This window comes from Achromobacter sp. Root83 (assembly GCF_001428845.1).
GTDB lineage: Bacteria > Pseudomonadota > Gammaproteobacteria > Burkholderiales > Burkholderiaceae_B > Achromobacter.
The window spans coordinates 80,211-97,499 of the sequence record NZ_LMIU01000023.1 but is presented as its reverse complement, the minus strand read 5'-3'; the positions used below and the strand labels follow the sequence as shown (position 1 = coordinate 97,499).

Annotated in this window: 17 protein-coding genes; 5 read left to right on the top strand and 12 right to left on the bottom strand. The window is 68.1% G+C overall.

The window, feature by feature from the left end:
* Positions 1–8: 8 nt before the first annotated feature.
* The 4 genes from ASE30_RS20050 to ASE30_RS20035 all read right to left on the bottom strand — a co-directional run bounded on the left by ASE30_RS20050 (position 9) and on the right by ASE30_RS20035 (position 3,397).
* Entirely contained in the window at positions 9–467 is a 459-nt protein-coding gene (locus ASE30_RS20050; protein WP_057286038.1) for a nuclear transport factor 2 family protein, read from the bottom strand.
* Positions 468–555: 88 nt separating this feature from the next.
* Positions 556–1,167 (bottom strand): NAD(P)-dependent oxidoreductase, encoded by a 612-nt coding sequence (locus ASE30_RS20045; protein ID WP_057286037.1) that lies wholly within the window; start codon positions 1,165–1,167, stop codon positions 556–558.
* Positions 1,168–1,440: 273 nt separating this feature from the next.
* The gene (gene panE, locus ASE30_RS20040; RefSeq protein ID WP_057286036.1) at positions 1,441–2,367 is read right to left on the bottom strand and encodes a 2-dehydropantoate 2-reductase; all 927 of its coding nucleotides are present in this window, start codon (positions 2,365–2,367) and stop codon (positions 1,441–1,443) included.
* A 115-nt stretch (positions 2,368–2,482) separates the two neighbouring features.
* Positions 2,483–3,397, bottom strand: coding sequence for a DedA family protein/thiosulfate sulfurtransferase GlpE (locus ASE30_RS20035; protein WP_057286035.1), 915 nt, complete (start codon positions 3,395–3,397; stop codon positions 2,483–2,485).
* 555 nt (positions 3,398–3,952) lie between these two features.
* On the opposite strand from ASE30_RS20035, the gene ASE30_RS20030 reads away from it, so the two are divergent.
* The 5 genes from ASE30_RS20030 to ASE30_RS20010 all read left to right on the top strand — a co-directional run bounded on the left by ASE30_RS20030 (position 3,953) and on the right by ASE30_RS20010 (position 10,090).
* Positions 3,953–4,993, top strand: a complete 1,041-nt coding sequence (locus ASE30_RS20030; protein ID WP_057286034.1) for a BMP family protein — start codon at positions 3,953–3,955, stop codon at positions 4,991–4,993.
* Complete coding sequence (locus ASE30_RS20025) at positions 4,990–6,519, top strand: ABC transporter ATP-binding protein (protein ID WP_057286033.1); 1,530 nt, start codon at positions 4,990–4,992, stop codon at positions 6,517–6,519. Before ASE30_RS20030 ends, ASE30_RS20025 begins: the two co-directional genes overlap by 4 nt.
* 49 nt (positions 6,520–6,568) lie before the next feature.
* Complete coding sequence (locus tag ASE30_RS20020; protein WP_057286032.1) at positions 6,569–7,642, top strand: ABC transporter permease; 1,074 nt, start codon at positions 6,569–6,571, stop codon at positions 7,640–7,642.
* 10 nt (positions 7,643–7,652) lie between these two features.
* On the top strand, positions 7,653–8,603 hold the full coding sequence (locus ASE30_RS20015) for an ABC transporter permease (RefSeq protein ID WP_057286031.1): 951 nt from the start codon (positions 7,653–7,655) through the stop codon (positions 8,601–8,603).
* A 206-nt stretch (positions 8,604–8,809) separates the two neighbouring features.
* Positions 8,810–10,090 (top strand): amidohydrolase family protein, encoded by a 1,281-nt coding sequence (locus tag ASE30_RS20010; RefSeq protein ID WP_057286030.1) that lies wholly within the window; start codon positions 8,810–8,812, stop codon positions 10,088–10,090.
* On the opposite strand, the gene ASE30_RS20005 is transcribed toward ASE30_RS20010, so the two are convergent.
* From ASE30_RS20005 to ASE30_RS19970, 8 genes are read right to left on the bottom strand one after another with little or no spacing between them, the layout of a single operon-like run.
* Positions 10,065–10,451 carry a RidA family protein gene (locus ASE30_RS20005; protein ID WP_057286029.1) on the bottom strand — a complete coding sequence of 129 codons (387 nt, stop codon included), beginning with the start codon at positions 10,449–10,451 and terminating at the stop codon, positions 10,065–10,067. The genes ASE30_RS20010 and ASE30_RS20005 overlap by 26 nt on opposite strands.
* Entirely contained in the window at positions 10,448–11,608 is a 1,161-nt protein-coding gene (locus ASE30_RS20000) for an FAD-binding oxidoreductase (RefSeq protein ID WP_057286028.1), read from the bottom strand. The genes ASE30_RS20005 and ASE30_RS20000 overlap by 4 nt, the downstream gene beginning before the upstream one ends.
* A 54-nt stretch (positions 11,609–11,662) precedes the next feature.
* Entirely contained in the window at positions 11,663–13,105 is a 1,443-nt protein-coding gene (locus ASE30_RS19995) for an NAD(P)/FAD-dependent oxidoreductase (RefSeq protein WP_057286027.1), read from the bottom strand.
* A complete protein-coding gene (locus ASE30_RS19990; RefSeq protein ID WP_057286026.1) occupies positions 13,102–13,410 on the bottom strand; it encodes a (2Fe-2S)-binding protein in 309 nt (102 codons plus the stop codon). Before ASE30_RS19990 ends, ASE30_RS19995 begins: the two co-directional genes overlap by 4 nt.
* The gene (locus ASE30_RS19985) at positions 13,394–14,551 is read right to left on the bottom strand and encodes an FAD-binding oxidoreductase (protein WP_057286025.1); all 1,158 of its coding nucleotides are present in this window, start codon (positions 14,549–14,551) and stop codon (positions 13,394–13,396) included. The genes ASE30_RS19990 and ASE30_RS19985 overlap by 17 nt, the downstream gene beginning before the upstream one ends.
* Entirely contained in the window at positions 14,551–15,351 is an 801-nt protein-coding gene (locus tag ASE30_RS19980; protein WP_057286024.1) for an ABC transporter permease, read from the bottom strand. Before ASE30_RS19980 ends, ASE30_RS19985 begins: the two co-directional genes overlap by 1 nt.
* A gap of 1 nt (position 15,352) precedes the next feature.
* A complete protein-coding gene (locus tag ASE30_RS19975; protein WP_057286023.1) occupies positions 15,353–16,219 on the bottom strand; it encodes an ABC transporter permease in 867 nt (288 codons plus the stop codon).
* Positions 16,216–17,283, bottom strand: coding sequence for an ABC transporter ATP-binding protein (locus ASE30_RS19970; protein ID WP_057286022.1), 1,068 nt, complete (start codon positions 17,281–17,283; stop codon positions 16,216–16,218). The genes ASE30_RS19975 and ASE30_RS19970 overlap by 4 nt, the downstream gene beginning before the upstream one ends.
* Positions 17,284–17,289: the final 6 nt, after the last annotated feature.

Below are 17,289 nucleotides of genomic sequence, written 5' to 3'. Positions count from 1 at the left end.
GGACGCATCTAGAACATGCTGTTCTTGTTGGCGGGATTCTCGGGGATCTCCTGGCTCACGTCCCAATGTTCGACGATCTTGCCGTTTTCGATGCGGAAAATATCGACCACGGCCTGGCCGCGGTCTTCCGGCGAATCGCGCCAATGGTTGTGGATCATCACCAGATCGCCCTCGGCGATCACGCGCTTGATTTCAACGATGGCCTGCGGATGCTGCTCAAAGTAGTGCGGAAAGAAATCCACCATCGGTCCAACGCCGTCGCGCATGTACGGGTTGTGCTGCTTGTAGTTCGGGCTGACGTACAGGCGTACCGCCTCGTCGATGTCGCGGTCCTGGAACATCATGCGGAAAAACGCCACGGCGATTTCTTTGTTCGACTGGGGCGCGGCCGCAAGCGCCGGCGCAACCGCCAGGCAACTGGCGGCGACCAGCACACAGGCGGCCAACGATTTCCACTTCATACGCATACGGGACAACTCAGGGTGACGCCTGCTGGCGGTCTGCCAGTTTACAAACAAACGCAGGCGATTTCGGCCCTGTTGCACAATTGCGATATCAATACCCGACCGTATAGCGGCGGCGCGAATGCTTGGGCGTCTCGACCTCGTCGGCCAGCGCGATGGCGTAGTCTTCCATCGAGATCCAGCTCTTGCCTTCCTCATCCGCCAGCAGATGGTCATCGCCCAGGCGGAAGTTGGCCGTGCGCTCGCCCGGCTCGAAGATGGCGGACGGCGACAGGAAGGTCCAGTTCAACACCTTTTCCTGGCGCAGCGTGTCCAGGAACACGACGCCGGCCCGGGCTTCGGGCTTGTAGGCGTCAGGGAATTCGGGAGTGTCGATCAGCATCTTGCCGGGTGCGACCAGCAGGCTGCCGGCGCCGCCGACCACCAGCAGGCGCGGCACGCCGGCATTCTTCACGGCGGCCAGCAGCGGCTTGGCGTCGGTCGACACAAAGCGCGTGGCGCTGATCACGGCATCGTGTCCGGTCAGAATCGGAGTCAGCCCTTCGGGATCGGTGGCGTCGCCCTGCTGGACAGACAGGCCCGGCTGGGGATTCACGTCGGCGGCGTTGCGGGCGATGCCCGTCACTTGATGGCCGCGCCTGAGCAGCTCGTCCGCCACGCGCGAACCTACGCGGCCGGTAATTCCGATCAATGCGATTTTCATGGTCTTGCTCCTTGGAAGGGATGAACCGGAATCGCCGCCGCGAGCTTGCGGCGCTGTAGGTTCCGGTTCAGGCAAAGCCATACTATTCGGTCAGATTCGATCGAAAAACCCGCGGATCCGGAAGAGTTTTTTGCATTTCATGCATCAATGCGTGGAATCCGGCGGCGGGGAGCGGACCAACGGGGCGGGAATCCCGCCCGCGGCCCGTCACCAGTGTGCACCCGGCGGCGCTGCTTGAACAGGGCGGCCGAAACCCCGCCGCCCGCCCGCGGTTCAGCCGGCGGCGCGCTGCGCCTGGTAGACCTGCAGGTGCGAATAAGCCACGCGCAGGTACGTGGCGTCCACGCCCAGCGTGCGGGCGCGCCGGACCATGTCGCCCACGATGTGGTCCGCTTCAACCGGCAGGCCCTGGCGCAGGTCGCGGAACATGGACGCCGTCATGGGCTGGCTGCGGTCGCCGAGCAGTTCCTGGACGAAGGCGTCCGCCTCCGGCCGCACCGCGTGGCCAGACGCGGCGGCCACGGCCTGCGACTCCTGCAGCAGGCTGAGCAGGATATCGATGCCGTCGTCGGTGGACGCGATCTGGCCGACGGAGCCGCGCATCATGCAGGTGGCGGCGGCCAGCGTCGTCAGCATGACGTACTTTTCCCAGATGTCCTGGTGGATGCTTTCGCTCAGGCGGCTGACGTATTCGCCGCCGGCCAGCGCCTGTTCGAGCGCTACGCAGCGCGGGCTGCGGGCGGGCCCGGCGCGTTCGCCGAAGACGATGTTCGCGTGCTTGCCCAGATGGATGACCTCGCCCTCGGAACCCAGCGTCGCATTGATCTGGCACAGGCCGCCCAGCACGCGGTGCGGCTCGAATTCCCGGTCCAGCACGTCGTACTGAAGCACGCCGTTCATGATGGGCAGCACCGCGGTATCGGGGCCAACGGCCGGGCGGATGGCCTCGATGGCGCTGTCCAGGTCATAGGCCTTGCAGCTCAGCACCACCACGTCATAGCTGTCTTGCAAGGTCTGCTGGGTGACCAGCTTTGGATGCAGCGTGGCGTCGCCCAGGGGGCTCTGGATGCGCAGGCCCTGCTCGCGGATCCGCGCGGCGCGCGGCTCGCGCACCAGGAAGGTCACGTCCGCGCCCGCCTGCGCCGCGCGTCCGCCGAAGTATCCGCCGGTACCGCCGGCGCCCAAGAACAACAACCGCATGCCTGTCTCCTGTTGGCTGCCCGCCTTTGGCGCGGGCTGATTGCGGAATTATGCGCTTCGTCCTGGGCGCGGCGCACCCGCAACCGCCGGGGGTGCCCACGCGCCGGACGCCGGATCAGGCCGGGTGCTCGTGTTGCGCCCAGGCTTCGTAGCCCCCGCGCAGTGCCCAGGTCTTGCGATAGCCGGCGGCGCGCAGCCGCGAGGCCAGCAGCGCGGCCGACACCTCGTTCGGGCAGGCGCAATACACCACGATGTCGGAATCCAGCGCGCTGGGGTCCAGCGCGGGCAAGGGCTGTTTCAGGTCCACGGCCAGGGCGCCCGGGATGCGCGCCGCATCGCGCATGGCTTCCGGCCGCACGTCGAAGACCAGCGCGTCGCGGCCGTCCTGACGCCACTGCATGAGTTCGTCCACGGACAGCCTGGGAATGACGCGCAGGCTGCGCAGCAATAGCCTGCGCCGCAGGAAGCGCGCCACGATGTACAGGGCCAGCACCGCCGCCAGCACGCCCAGGCCCATCGCGCCGTAGGTGCCCAGGATGTCCAGCACATCGTTGACCACGCTGTGGAACAGGCCGCCGAGCAGCAGGGCGGAACCCACCCAGATCAGGGCGCCCGCCAGGTCAAAGAGGAAGAAGCGCCGGTAGGGCGTTCCGGTCAGGCCCGCCATGACCGTGGACAGGGCCCCGGCGCCGGGCAGGAACTTGCACACCAGCAACGCGCGCACGCCGATCCGCAGGTACAGGCGTTGCGTCTGCCGGATGCAGGAATCCTGCGACAAGGACAATTTGCACACCACGCCCAACAGCCGCGAACCATAGCGCCGGCCCGCGCAATACCAAAGGCTGTCGGCCAGCAGGCAGGCCGCCGTGGCGGCCAGCAAAGGCACCATCCATCCCGCCGCGCCGCCCAGCGCGCCCGCCGCGATGATCATGGGATAGGCGGGCACGGGCAGGCCGGCCTGCTCGATCAGGACATTGGCGAACACCAGCCACCCGCCATATTGTTCGAGCAGCAACTGAATATCTTGCATGGGTTTCCCGGCTTGCCGCGCCTTGCGGCGGCGATGTCCGGGATTTTAGGCTCGCGGCTGCGCGCTAGGCCCATAGACCATGCCAGCCGCTCGGCAACGGTCCGTTCCACGCATGCACCGCCCACGATCTGGGACGATGCGCACCATGCTGGTGCCACGATTCCCCGCCGGGGTGCCTATAATCCTGCCCGTCCATCAGGTTTCCCCGACTTGTCGCAGGAATGCCCCATGGCATACAACTTGCTTCGCCAGGACTGGCTGCGAACCCGACCATTCGGATGGGTGCGCCTCCTGGCGCTCCCATCCGATGACCGATCCCACGCCCTCGTTTCCGTACGCTCGCCCCGGCATGCCAGCCGGCGGCCACGACCGTGAACCGGGCGGCTCGCACGGCGATCGCATCCCGCCGGGGCCGGCTTGCGCCGCGTCCGCGTGCACGGCGTCTGAATTCACGGCGCCCGTATGCACCGCGCCCGTTGCACGTCGTCTGCTTACACGGCGCCCGCTTCCCGGCCATCTCCCCTACCTTTCCTTCCCTGTGCAGGAGTCACCCGCATGAAATCCGTTTCCACCCCGTCCGTTGGCGGCATCGCCCGCCGCGGCCTGCTCAAGCTGGCCGCCGCGGCGGCTGGCGCTCTGTTGTTCTCGGGCGCGGCGCAAGCCCAAGCTCCGGCCCAGCCCGCCAAGACCAAGGTCGCCGCCATCTACACGGTGCCGGTCGAGCAGCAATGGGTGTCGCGCATCCACAAGGCGCTGACGGCCGCCCGCGATCGCGGCGAAATCGACTACACGTTCTCGGAAAACGTCACCAACGCCGACTACGAGCGCGTCATGCGCCAGTACGCCGAGCAGGGCAACAAGCTGGTGGTGGGCGAGGCCTTCGCGGTGGAAGCCGCCGCGCGCAAGGTGGCCAAGGACTATCCGCAGACCGCCTTCCTGATGGGATCCTCGGGCAAGCCGCAGCAGCCCAATTTCTCGGTGTTCGACAACTACATCCAGGAACCCGCCTACCTGACCGGCATGATCGCTGGCGGCATGAGCAAGACCGGCAAGATCGGCCTGGTCGGCGGCTACCCCATCCCCGAAGTGAACCGCCTGATGCAGGCCTTCATCGAAGGCGCCAAGGAAATGAACCCGAAGGCCGAGTTCACCGTGACCTTCATCGGCTCCTGGTTCGATCCCCCGAAGGCCAAGGAAGCCGCCTTCGCCATGATCGACAAGGGCGCGGACGTGCTGTACGCCGAGCGCTTCGGCGTGTCGGACGCCGCCAAGGAACGCGGCAAGCTGGCCATCGGCAACGTGATCGACACACAGCCGCAGTACCCGGAAACGGTGGTCGCCTCGGCCCTGTGGAGCATGGAGCCCACGATCGACGAGGCGCTCAAGCAGGTCAAGGCCGGCACGTTCAAGGCCGACGACTTCGGCCAGTACTCGCTGATGAAGCACAAGGGTTCGTCGCTGGCGCCGCTGGGCACCTTCGAGCAGAAGATCCCCGCCGATCTGATCGCCAAGGTCCAGGCCAAGCAGAAGGCCATCCTGGACGGCAGCTTCACCGTGAAGGTCAACGACAAAGAACCCAAGTCCTCGGCACGATGAACCAAGCGCCTCTCGCCCTGCAACTGACGGGGATCACCAAACGCTTCGGCAGCCTGACGGCCAACGACGATATTTCGCTTACGCTGCGGCAGGGCGAAGTGTTGGCCTTGCTGGGCGAGAACGGCGCCGGCAAATCGACCCTGGTGTCGATCCTGTTCGGCCACTATGTGGCCGACGCCGGCAGTATCGAGGTCTTCGGCAAGGCCCTGCCCGCCGGCCGGCCCGACGCCGCGCTGGCAGCGGGCGTCGGCATGGTGCACCAGCACTTCACGCTGGCCGACAACCTGACCGTGCTGGACAACATCATGGTCGGCACGGAATCGCTCTGGAAGCTGGCCTCGGGCCGCGGACAGGCGCGCCGCCGCCTGGTCGAACTGGGCCAGCGCTTTGGCCTGGGCGTGGACCCGGACGCGCGCGTGGGCACGCTTTCCGTCGGTGAAAAACAGCGCGTCGAAATCCTGAAGGCGCTGTATCGCGGCGCCCGCGTCCTGATCCTGGACGAACCCACCGCGGTGCTGACGCCCCAGGAAGTGCAGGACCTGTTTGCCACCCTGCGCGGCTTCGTCGACGAAGGCCTGGCCGTGATCTTCATTTCGCACAAGCTGGACGAAGTGATGGCCGTGTCGCGCCGCGTGGCGGTGCTGCGGCAAGGCAAACTGGTGGCCGAGCGCGACACCACCGGCACCAGCCCCGCCGAACTGGCGGAACTGATGGTGGGCCGCAAGGTCGTCATGCCCCGTGTGGAGGCCGTGGCGGCCGCCGAGCAGGCCGCCCCCGTGGTGACGCTGTCCCAGGTCACGGTGCGCGACGGACGCGACGGCGCGCCCCGCCTGGACAGCCTGGACCTCGTGGTCCACAAACATGAAATCGTGGCCATCGCGGGCGTGGCCGGCAACGGCCAGCAGGCGCTGGTGTCGGTGCTGACCGGCCTGCGCCAGCCGTCCGACGGCACGATCCGCCTGGGGCCGGAACACGCCCCCGCTCCGACCACGCCGGCCGGGTGGACGGCGGCGAGCGTGGGCCGCATCCCCGAAGACCGCCACGGTGAAGGCATGATCGGCGACAGCCCCCTGTGGGAAAACGCCATCGTCGAAGACCTGAAGGACAAGCGCTTCGCGCGCTACGGCCTGATCCGCGCCCGCGCCGGCCGCGCGTATGCCGCGTCCCTGGCCAAGCAGTTCGACGTGCGCGCCGCATCGCTCGACGTGCGCACGCGCAGCCTGTCCGGCGGCAATATGCAGAAGCTGATCCTGGGCCGCACGCTCGCGCGCGAACCGCGCTTCATCGTCGCCGACCAGCCCACCTGGGGCCTGGACATCGGCGCGGTGGCCTATGTGCGCGAGCAGTTGCTGGCGGCCCGCGCTCGCGGCGCGGGCGTGCTGCTGGTGTCCGAGGACCTGGAAGAGATCTTCGCCCTGGCCGACCGCATCGCCGTGCTGTGCGGCGGCAAGCTGGTCGCGGTCAAGCCGGTGTCCGAATGGACGCCCGCCACCGTCGGCCTGGCCATGACGGGAACGCGGGCGTGACGGACCATTCCGCCCTGACCGACATCCCCCACTATTGAGCATCACTCGCATGAAACTGATCCTGGAACGCCGCCCCGAGCCCAGCCGCCTGGCGCTGGCCCTGGCGCCCATCGCGGCCATCCTCTTCACCCTGGCGGTCTGCACCTTGCTGGTGGCCTGGGCCGGCGCCCCCGTGGGCCGCACCTACGCGCTGCTGTTCGAAGGCGCGTTCGGCTCGCGCTTCGCCTTGTCCGAGACCCTGACCCGCGCCACCCCGTTGATGCTGACCGGCCTGGCCTGCGCGGTGGCGTTCCGCGCCCGCTTCTACAACATCGGCGCCGAAGGCCAGCTCTACCTGGGCGCGCTGGCGGCCGTGGCCGTGGGCGGCCTGCACGACGGCACGGGCTTCGACCTGCCCATGCCCATGCTGTTCGGCGGCATGATGCTGGCGGCCGCCCTGGCCGGCGCCTTGCTGCTGCTGATCCCCGCCCTCCTGAAGACCCGCCTGGGCGTCGACGAGGTGGTGACCACGCTGCTGGGCAACTTCATCGTGCTGCTGTTCGTGTCGATGATGCTGGACGGCCCGATGAAGGATCCGATGGCGATGGGCTGGCCGCAGTCCGTAGCCCTTAACGGCGACCTCGAACTGGGCAAGCTGATCGAACGCACCCGCGCGCACACCGGCCTGCTGTGGGCCGCCGGCCTGGCACTGGGCCTGTGGCTGCTCAACCGCTACACGGTGTTCGGCTTCCAGATGCGCGCCGTCGGCGCCAACGCGCACGCTTCGCGCTTCCTGGGCCTGCCGGTGAACCGCGTGATGCTGGGCACCGCCATGCTGTCCGGCGCGCTTGCCGGCCTGGCCGGCGCCATCGAAGTGGCGGGCCGCACCGGTTACGTCACGCTCGATATGTCGCCGGGCTACGGCTATACCGGGGTGGTGGTCGCCATGCTGGCGGGCCTGCATCCGCTGGGCGTGATCCTGGCCAGCATCTTCGTCGCCGGCATGCTGGTGGGCGCCGACAGCATGAGCCGCGCCATCGCCGTGCCGAACTACATCGCCGACGTCATCGTCGCCACTTCGTTGCTTGCCATGCTGGTCGCGACGCTATTTGCGCAGTACCGTCCGCGCCGCAACCGGGTTTGAGGAGCACGCCATGGAATGGATGGATCTGATGAGTTCCTCGGCCTTCTGGGTGGCCGTGCTGCGCCTGGCCACGCCGCTGATATTGGGAACCCTGGGCGTGCTGCTGTGCGAGCGCGCGGGCGTGTTGAATCTGGGCATCGAAGGCATTATGGCGGCCGGCGCGTTCACCGGCTGGCTGGTCGTGTACCTGGGCGCGCCGCTCTACGTGGGCGTGCTGGCGGCGGCGCTGGCAGGCGCCGTCTTCGGCCTGCTGCACGCTGTGCTGACGGTGCCCCTGGGGCTGTCACAGCACGTCTCCGGGCTGGGCGTGACCTTGCTGGCCACCAGCCTGAGCTACTTCGCCTACCGCGTGACGTTTCCCAGCGTGAGCACCCCGCCCACCATCACGCCCTTCGCCGAGATGAAGTTCCTGGAGGGCATACCGGTCATCGGGCCGGTGCTGGCCGGGCAGACGCCCATGACCCTGATCGCGCTGGCCGCGGTGCCCATACTTGCGTGGGTGCTGAACCGGACGCCGGTCGGCCTGGCGATCCGCATGGTCGGCGAGAACCCCGCCGCCGCCGAAGGGCAGGGCCTGTCCGTAACGCGCCTGCGCATCGGCGCCATCGTCGCGGGCTCGGCGCTGATGGGCGTGGCCGGCAGCTTCCTGACGCTGGCGGCGTTCAACGCGTTCTTCTTCAACATGGTCAACGGCCGCGGCTGGGTCTGCGTGGCGCTGGTCGTGTTCGCGTCGTGGCGGCCCGGCAAGGCGCTGCTGGGCGCGCTGATCTTCGCCTTCTTCGACGCGCTGCAATTGCGCTTGCAGCAGGGCGGCGCAGCGTTGCCGGGCCTGCCCGAGCTACCCTATCAGGTCTACCTGATGCTGCCCTACATCCTGTCCATCCTGGCCCTGGTGGTGATGGCGCGCCGCGCCGCCTACCCGCAGGCCCTGATGAAGCCGTATCGCAAAGGCGAAAGGTAGGGCCCCCCCGAGCGCTGCGCGCTTCCCCCAGGGGCGTCGCTACGGACCGGAAGGGATGACTCACCCCCGAAGCGCTGCGCGCTTCCCCCTCAAGGGGGCGTCGCTACGGACCGGCGGAGCCGGCTCCGTGCGACCCTGATTGGGGGGCGCCTGTTTCATGCGGGAGGGTGGGGTGCGGCAACTGAAATTTTTTGCTAGGAATTCTTATGTTCGATCTGATTATTCGAAACTGCACGCTGCCTGACGGCCGCCAGAACATCGATATCGGCGTGGCCCAGGGGCGTATCGCCGCCCTGGAACCCGCGCTGAAAGCCGAAGGCGCGCAGACGGTGGACGCCGCCGGGCAACTGGTGACTTCGCCTTTCGTCGATGCGCACTTCCACATGGATTCCACGCTGTCCTTCGGGCTGCCGCGCGTGAACCAGTCGGGCACGCTGCTCGAAGGCATCGCGCTGTGGGGCGAATTGAAGCCGCTGCTGACGCAGGAAGCGCTGGTGGAGCGCGCGCTGGCCTATTGCGATTGGGCGGTGGCGCGCGGCCTGTTGGCGATCCGCTCGCATGTGGATGTGTGCGACCCGCGCCTGCTGGCCACGGAAGCGCTGCTGCACGTGCGTGAAACGGTCAAGCCTTACCTGGACCTGCAGCTCGTCGCCTTCCCGCAGGACGGCGTGCTGCGCGCCCCCGGCGCCCTGGACAACCTGAAGCGCGCGCTGGACATGGGCGTGGATGTGGTGGGCGGGATTCCGCACTTTGAACGCACCATGCAGGACGGCGCGGAATCCGTGCGCATCCTGTGCGAACTGGCCGCCGAACGCGGGCTGCGCGTGGACATGCATTGCGATGAAAGCGACGACCCCCTGTCGCGCCACATCGAGACGCTGGCCTATCACACGCAGCGCCTGGGCCTGCAGGGCCGCGTCACGGGCTCGCACCTGACGTCCATGCATTCCATGGACAACTACTACGTGTCCAAGCTGATTCCGCTGATCCGCGAAGCGGGCGTCTCCGCGATCGCCAACCCGCTGATCAACATCACGCTGCAGGGCCGCCACGACACCTATCCCAAGCGCCGCGGCATGACGCGCGTGCCGGAACTGATGGCGGCGGGCGTGCCCGTGGCCTTCGGCCACGATTGTGTGATGGACCCCTGGTACAGCCTGGGTTCCGGCGACATGCTGGAAGTCGCCCACATGGGCCTGCACGTGGGCCAGATGACGGGCCAGGACGCCATGCGCGCCTGTTTCGAAGCCGTCACGACCACGCCCGCCCGTATCCTGGGGTTGGACGAGACGGGACTGGCGGTCGGCAAGCGCGCCGACCTGGTGCTGCTGCAGGCGCGCGATCCTGTCGAAGCGCTACGCCTGCGCGCCACCCGCCTGATGGTGCTGCGCGCGGGTCAGGTGGTGGCGACCACGCCGCCCGCCACCGCCACCCTGAACCTGCCGGGACGTCCCGGCCAAGTCAGCTTTCAGACACCGGCCCGCTGACAAACCCTGGCCGCTTCGCGGCCGTCACGATGATCTCCACCAGCAGCTCCGGCGCGGCCAACTTGGCCTCGCAGGTGGCGCGGGTGGGCATCGCATCCGGCAATGCCCATTCGGCCCATACGCCGTTCATGCCGGCGAAGTCCCGGTCGATGTCCTTCAACCAAATCTGCACGGACAGCAGCCGCGACTTGTCGGTGCCGGCCTGCGCCAGATAGCCGTCGATCTTCGCCAGCGCGTCGCGCGTCTGCGCCGCGATGCCTCCTGGGGCCGCCGAGGTCACGCCCGCCACGTACACCGTGTCTCCGTGGATCACGATGCGGGAGAGGCGCTGATTGGAATCCTTGCGCACGATATCGGTCATTGGTCCTGCTCCTTGGATGGGCCGGATGCCGGTGCGGCATCCGAAAAACGTTCAATGCGGAACGGCGCGATCGGCATGTCCGTCGCGCCGGTGGTAATCAGGTCGGCCATGATGCGGCCGACGATGGGCCCCAGTTCGAAGCCGTGCGCCGAAAACCCGAAGGCATGGAACGCGGTCTCGTGCCGGCTGCTGCGGCCGATCACCGGGATCTCGTCGGGCATGGCCGCTTCGATGCCCGCCCACCCCCGGTTTACGATCGCATCGCGCATATGCGGAAACAGGTCGCAGACGGTGCGTGCGCCTTCGGCCAGCGAACGGAAATCCAGCTCGGTCCATTCCGCGTCGCGGTCCACCCAGGCGCGCCGGCCGCCGCCGATCAGCACCGTGCCGTTCGCGCGCTGCTTGAACGACAGCGCCCGGCCCGTGCCCAGCACCACGGGGTCCAGGAAATGGTCCATGCGCAAGGTCACCAGCATCATGGGGCTGATGGCGGTCAAAGGTACCGGCTCGCCCCATTGCTCGGCGATGCGGTCGGCCCAGGCGCCCGCGCAGTTCAGCACGCGCGGCGCGGTGTACACACCCGCGTCGGTGTCCACGCGCCACTGGCCGCCGTCACGCGTTACGCCGCGCACCCGCACGCCCTCCATGAAGCGCGCCCCCAGGCTGGCGGCCTTCATGCGGAAGGCAAGCGTGGTGCGGTAGGGATCGGCGGCCGCGTCCTCGCGCGCGATCAGGCCGCCCTGGACGGTGGGCGCCAGCGCGGGAATCAGTGCCAGCAGGTCTTCAGGACTTATCCACTGCTCGTGGGTATAGCCATGGGCGGTCATGGTGGCCAGCCGCGCACGCAGGGCCTCGGCGTCCGCCGCATTCTCGGCCACCCGCACCTGGCCATGCTGCTCGAACCCGCAGTCGTCGTCCACCAGGTCACCGATGCGATACCACAGCTCGCGCGAGGCCAGGGCCAGCGGCACCTCGGCCAGATGGCGCGCCAAGGTGCGCACGCCGCCCGCATTCACGCCGGACGCGTGCCGCCCCACGTAGTTTTTTTCGATCACCAGGGCGCCCACACCCGCGCGCGCCAGATGCAGCGCCGCCGAACTGCCGTGCAGGCCGCCCCCGATGATGATGACTTCGGCCGACCGCGATTGAACGGTCATGTTTCCCTTCCGTCAGCCGCCACGCGGCTGTTCAAGAACATCGGTGGATCCCGCCTACTTTTTCAGACGGACGACGGCCTGGCGGGATTCATCCGTCTGCGGCAGCGACGCCAACTCTCCCAGGGTCAGCGGCTTGGTCGGAAAGCGCAGGCGGTAATAGCCCACTTCCTGCGTCGGCACGCCACGCTCTTCGGCGATGATTTCCGATACCGTCAGGCCGCAGAAGCGGCCCTGGCACGGGCCCATCCCGCAGCGCAGGAAGGCCTTCATCTGGTTCGGGCCGCTGCAGCCCAGCTTGACCGTGTCGCGCACCTGCGCCGCGGTCACTTCCTCGCAGCGGCAGACGATGGTGTCGCCCGTGGGCCGCCGGAAGGCCTCTGGCGCCTTGTAGAGCGCATCGAAGAACTCGCGGCCCCTCACGGCGCGCGCCAGCGCCGCGCGGGGCGCCACGGCCTCTCGATCGCGCTGGCGGGCATCGATGCGGCCCAGCAGATGCGCGGCCTGCAAGGCCGCCAGCCGGCCGCGATGCTCGGCCGCCAGCGCGCCCGCGATGCCCGCGCCGTCGCCCGCCATGCCCACCCCGTCCACCGACGTCACGCCCCATTCGTCGACCTGCGGCTCCCAACAGTCCAGCGCGTCGTTCCAGCGATGCTCCACGCCCACGGCGCGCGACAGGTTCACATTCGGCACCACGCCCTGGTGCAGCATGAGCTGTTCGGCGGGCAAGGACTTGGTCTGCCCGCCCGCGGTGTAGCGCACGCTTTGCAGTTTGCCGTCGCCCAGCGCTTCCAGCGCCGTCACGCCGCGGACGATGGGCACCGCGGCCTTCACCGCGCGCAACAGCTTCAGGCCCTTGCCCAGATAGGGTGAACGCAGAAAGCCCCAGACCTTCGGCAGCGCCTGGCTCATGCGCCCGGGCGGCGTGGTTTCCAGCAGCGCATCGATCTTCACGCCGGCATTCAGGTACTGCCACGCGACCAGGTACAGGAGCGGACCGCAGCCGGCCAACACCGTCCGGTCGGACGGCACCATGCCCGAGGACTTCAGCAGGATCTGCGCCGCGCCCGCGGTGATGACGCCCGGCAAGGTCCAGCCCGGGATGGGAAAAGGCCGTTCCTGCGCGCCCGTGGCAAGCAGCAGGCGGCGCGCATGCACGATGCGGGCCTCGCCCGCTACCGAATACGCGACCTCGAAGCCCTCTTCGGGCTGGGGCGCGGTGCGTTGCGCCACGGCCCATACGGTCGCGCCCGGCACGTAGCGCGCGCCGGATTGCTGGAAGGGCGCTACCAGCGTCGCGCCGTGCCAGTAGTCTTCGCCCAGGATGCCGCGGTCGGTCACGGGCGTGGTCGTGATGGCGCGGTAGATCTGGCCGCCCGGCGCCGGCTGCTCATCCAGCAGCACGGTGTCCACCCCCATCTTCGCGGCCAGCGTCGCGGCCGCCAGCCCGGCCGGTCCCGCGCCCACCACCAGCAGATCGCATTGCGTCGTCGCTATCATGCTTGCACCTTGCGCGCGCCAAGCTGGCGCTCGATCTTCATTCCTTCCCGCACGGCCGTCATGCAGCCCTGCTGGTTCGCTTGCCCGTCGATGGTGACCAGGCAGTCATAGCACACGCCCATCATGCAATAGGGGCCTCGCGGGACCTCGTTGACCGCGGTGTCGCGACAGGCCTGCACGCCGCCGGCGAAAAGCGCCGCCGCCACGCTGTCGCCCTGCCGGCACTGCAGCTCGGCCCCATTGACCGTTACGCGCACCGGCGCGTCCGCCGCCTGGCGCTGCGCCTCGTCAAGCCTCTTGAACATGGAACCTCCGGGTCGAGAAGGGCGCCATGTCGTCGGCGAGCTTGCCCGCGGCGATCATGGGCGCCAGATTGAGCGCGTGCGCGGCGGCCAGCGTCACGCCGCTATGACAGGTGGCGACGAACGCCCCCGGGCAGGTCTCGGATTGCTGATAGATCGGGAATCCGTCCTTGGACATGACGCGCAGAGCCGCCCAGCTGCGCACCACGCGGACCTCGCGCAACGCGGGCAGGGTGCGCACGGCGCGGTCGGCCAGCGTGCCCAGGATGGGCAGGCCCACCAGGTTGTCCACATACCCCGCTTCTTCCTGGGAATCGCCGATCAGCCAGGTGCCTTCGTCCGTCTGGCGCAGGGTGGACAGCGGTGTCTCCAGCATGCGGCGCGTGCGTTCCAGCACCACGATCTGGCCGCGCTGCGGCCGCACCGGCACGTCCAGGCCGACCTGCTGGCCCAGTTCCTTGTTGGACAGCCCCGACGCCAGCACCACCTTGCGCGCACGCACGGCGCCCGCGGGCGTGGCGATTTCGAAGATGCCGTCGCGCTGGCGGATGCCTTGCGCCGGACGGCGCGGCAGGTAATCCACAGCCCGCCGGGCAAAACTCATGTGCAGGGCGCGCAGCAGCTTCAAGGGGTTGGCGATGCCGTCGACCGGCGTCCATGTCGCGCCGCGCACGTCGGGGCCGATGCCCGGCACCATGTCCGCCACTTCCGCCCGGTCCAGCATCTTCCATTCGTACTGCGCCATGCCGGGCTGCGCCAGCAGGGTGCTCATGAATTGGGTCCGGGCCTCCACTTCCTCGTCGCTCAGCAGCGCATGCAGCCCCCCGCGCTGCTCCAGGTGGACATCCACCCCGGTCTCGTCCAGCAGCCGAGCGGCCAGCTCCGGCCAGCCCGAGGCCGAGGCCATGGTCCATACCCCATAGCGCGGCAGCCCCATGCCCTTGCTCTGCACCCACACCAGCCCGAAGTTTCCGCGCGACGCCCGGTAGGCCACGTCGCCTTCGTCCAGCACGGCCACATGGTCCAGCTCGCGCCGCAGCCCGTAGGCCACCGCCGATCCGACCAGCCCGCCGCCGATCACCGCCGCATCGTAGATGCCGCGGTGCGCGGGCTCGCGCGGCGCCAGTTCTTTCTCGTCCGTCATTAGCGTCCCTTTCCTACAAACAGCTTTTCCAGGCCGACGACGCGGTCCAGGATGAATATGGCAATGATCGTCACGTAGATCAGCAACGCCGACACCGCCGTCACCAAGGGGTCGATGGTGTCCTCGATGTGCAGGAAGATGCGCACCGGCAGGGTGGTCGTGGACGGCGAGGCGATGAAGATCGACATCGTCAGTTCGTCGAAGCTGGTGATGAACGCAATGACCCATCCGCTGACCACGCCCGGCAGCAGCAGGGGCAGCACCACGCGGCGGAAGGCCGTCCAGTTGGACGCCCCCAGGGATTGCGCGGCGCGCTCCAGCGCCGGGTCGATCCCGGCGGCCGAGGCCAGCACCAGGCGCAAGGCGTAGGGCATGACCAGGATCACGTGCGCGATCACCAGCCCCACATAGGTGCCCGCCAGGTCCACCGTCGTGAAGAACTTCAGGAAGGCCAGGCCCAGCACCACATGCGGGATCATCAGCGGGGAAAGAAAGAACGCCACCAGGGCCTCGCGTCCGCGGAAACGGTTGCGCGCCAGCGCCAGCGCGCTGGGCACGGCCAGGCCGATCGCGAGCGTGGCCGACAAGGTGCCCAGCCCCAGGCTGAACCAGAACGCCTCGATGAAGCGCGGGTTGTCCAGGATGGCGCGGAACCAGCGCAGGGACAGTCCCCCGGATGGCAGCGAGATGAAGCCTTCCGACGTGAACGCCACCGCGCACACCATGACGATGGGCGCCAGGATGAAGAGAATGAACAGGGTGTGGAAGAGCAGCCCGATGGGACCGTTGCGGAATTGCATGTCAGCCCCCCGCCTGATTGAACACGACGCCGTACTTGCGCTCGATGATGCGGTTGGCCGATAGCAGCACCACCACGGTCGCCAGCAACAGCACCACCGCCAGCGCCGCGCCCAGCGGCCAGTTCAGGGTGTTCAGGAATTCGTCGTAGGCGGCCGTGGCCACATTCTTCAGGCGGCGGCCGCCGATGATGGCTGGCGTGGCGAACGAGCTTGCCGCCATCGCGAACACCATGATCGCGCCCGACAGGATGCCCGGCATCACCTGCGGCACGATGACGCGGCGGACCACGGTGAACTGGCTGGCGCCCAGCGACAGCGCGGCCGCCTCGGTGGACGGATTGATCCGCTGCAGCGACGCCCAGACCGAAATCACCATGAACGGCACCAGCACGTGCGTCAGCGCAATGCCCACGCCCAGGTTGCTGTACATCAGGTCGATGGGTGATGAGATCAGCCCGATGCCCATCAGCGCCTTGTTGATCAGGCCGGTCGACCCGAACAGCAGTGCCCACCCCAGCGTGCGCACCACCACCGAGATCAGCAGCGGGCCCAGCACCACCATCAGGAACAACCCCTTCCACGGATTGGCCATACGCGACAGCACATAGGCTTCCGCCGTGCCCAGCACCAGGCACGCCAGCGTCACGGCCGCCGCGACGCCGAACGTGCGCGCGTAGATCTCGTAGTAGTAGCTGTCGGTCAGGATCTCGATGTAGTTCTTCCAGGTGAAGGTGGCCTGCATGCCGCCGTAGAACTGGAAGTCGAAAAAGCTGATCAGGAACACCAGCGCCATCGGCACCACCAGGAACGTGGCATACACCACCAGCGCCGGTGCGCTCAGCACCCATGGATTGGTGCGCGCGTTCATGATGGGCGGCCTTGCGGTCCGGTGGCGGCGGACACGGCGCACATGTCCTGCGCGCGCCAGCGCAGATGCACCGGTTCACCCTCGGCGGGCACGGGCACCCCGTCGTTCTGCCGGATCACCATCACCTCGCCGACGGAGGTTTCCACCTGGCACAGCCAATGGTTGCCCTGGAACACGCGCGTCTTCATGCGGCCGGGCAGGGCACAGGCCGCGGGCTCGGAAAACAGGATCTTCTCGGGCCGCACGATCACCGGGCCGCGCGGCACGGGCGCGCCGTCCATGGCGATATGCGCCTCGCCGATGCGTGCGCGGGTCTCGCTTTCGTATTGTTCGGCCTGCGGCGTGAACACATTCGCCTTGCCCAGGAAGCCGCCCACAAAATGGCTGGCCGGCCCTTCATAGGCAGCGAACGGCTCCGCCACCTGTTCGACACGCCCCTGGTTCATCACCACGATGCGGTCCGACAGCGCCAGTGCCTCGGACTGATCGTGCGTCACCAGGATCGTGGTGGTGCCCACCGTGCGCTGGATGCTGCGCAGTTCCAACTGCATTTCCTCGCGCAGCTTGGCATCCAGGTTGGAGAGCGGCTCGTCCAGCAGCAGCACGCTGGGCCGGATGACCAGCGCACGCGCCAGCGCCACGCGCTGCTGCTGCCCGCCGGACATCTGTGCCGGGTGGCGGCCGGCCAGATGCGACAGGCCGACCAGCTTGAGCGCATCAGCCACCCGTGCCTCGCGTTCATCCTTCTTCACCCGCTGCATCTCCAATCCGAAGGACACGTTCTCGGATGCCGTCATGTGCGGAAACAGGGCGTAGTTCTGGAACACCATGCCCAGCCCCCGTTTGTTGGCGGGCACCTTGCTGACGTCCTTGCCGTTGAGCACGATGCTGCCGCCGGTGGGCTCGACGAACCCGGCGATCATCTGCAGGGTGGTCGTCTTGCCGCAGCCCGACGGGCCCAGGAGGGATATGAACTCGCCCTGCGTGACCGACAGGCTCAGGTCTTCGACGGCGGTCGTGTCGCCGTAGCGTTTGCTCAGGCGGTCCAGCACAAGATAGGTCATGAATGC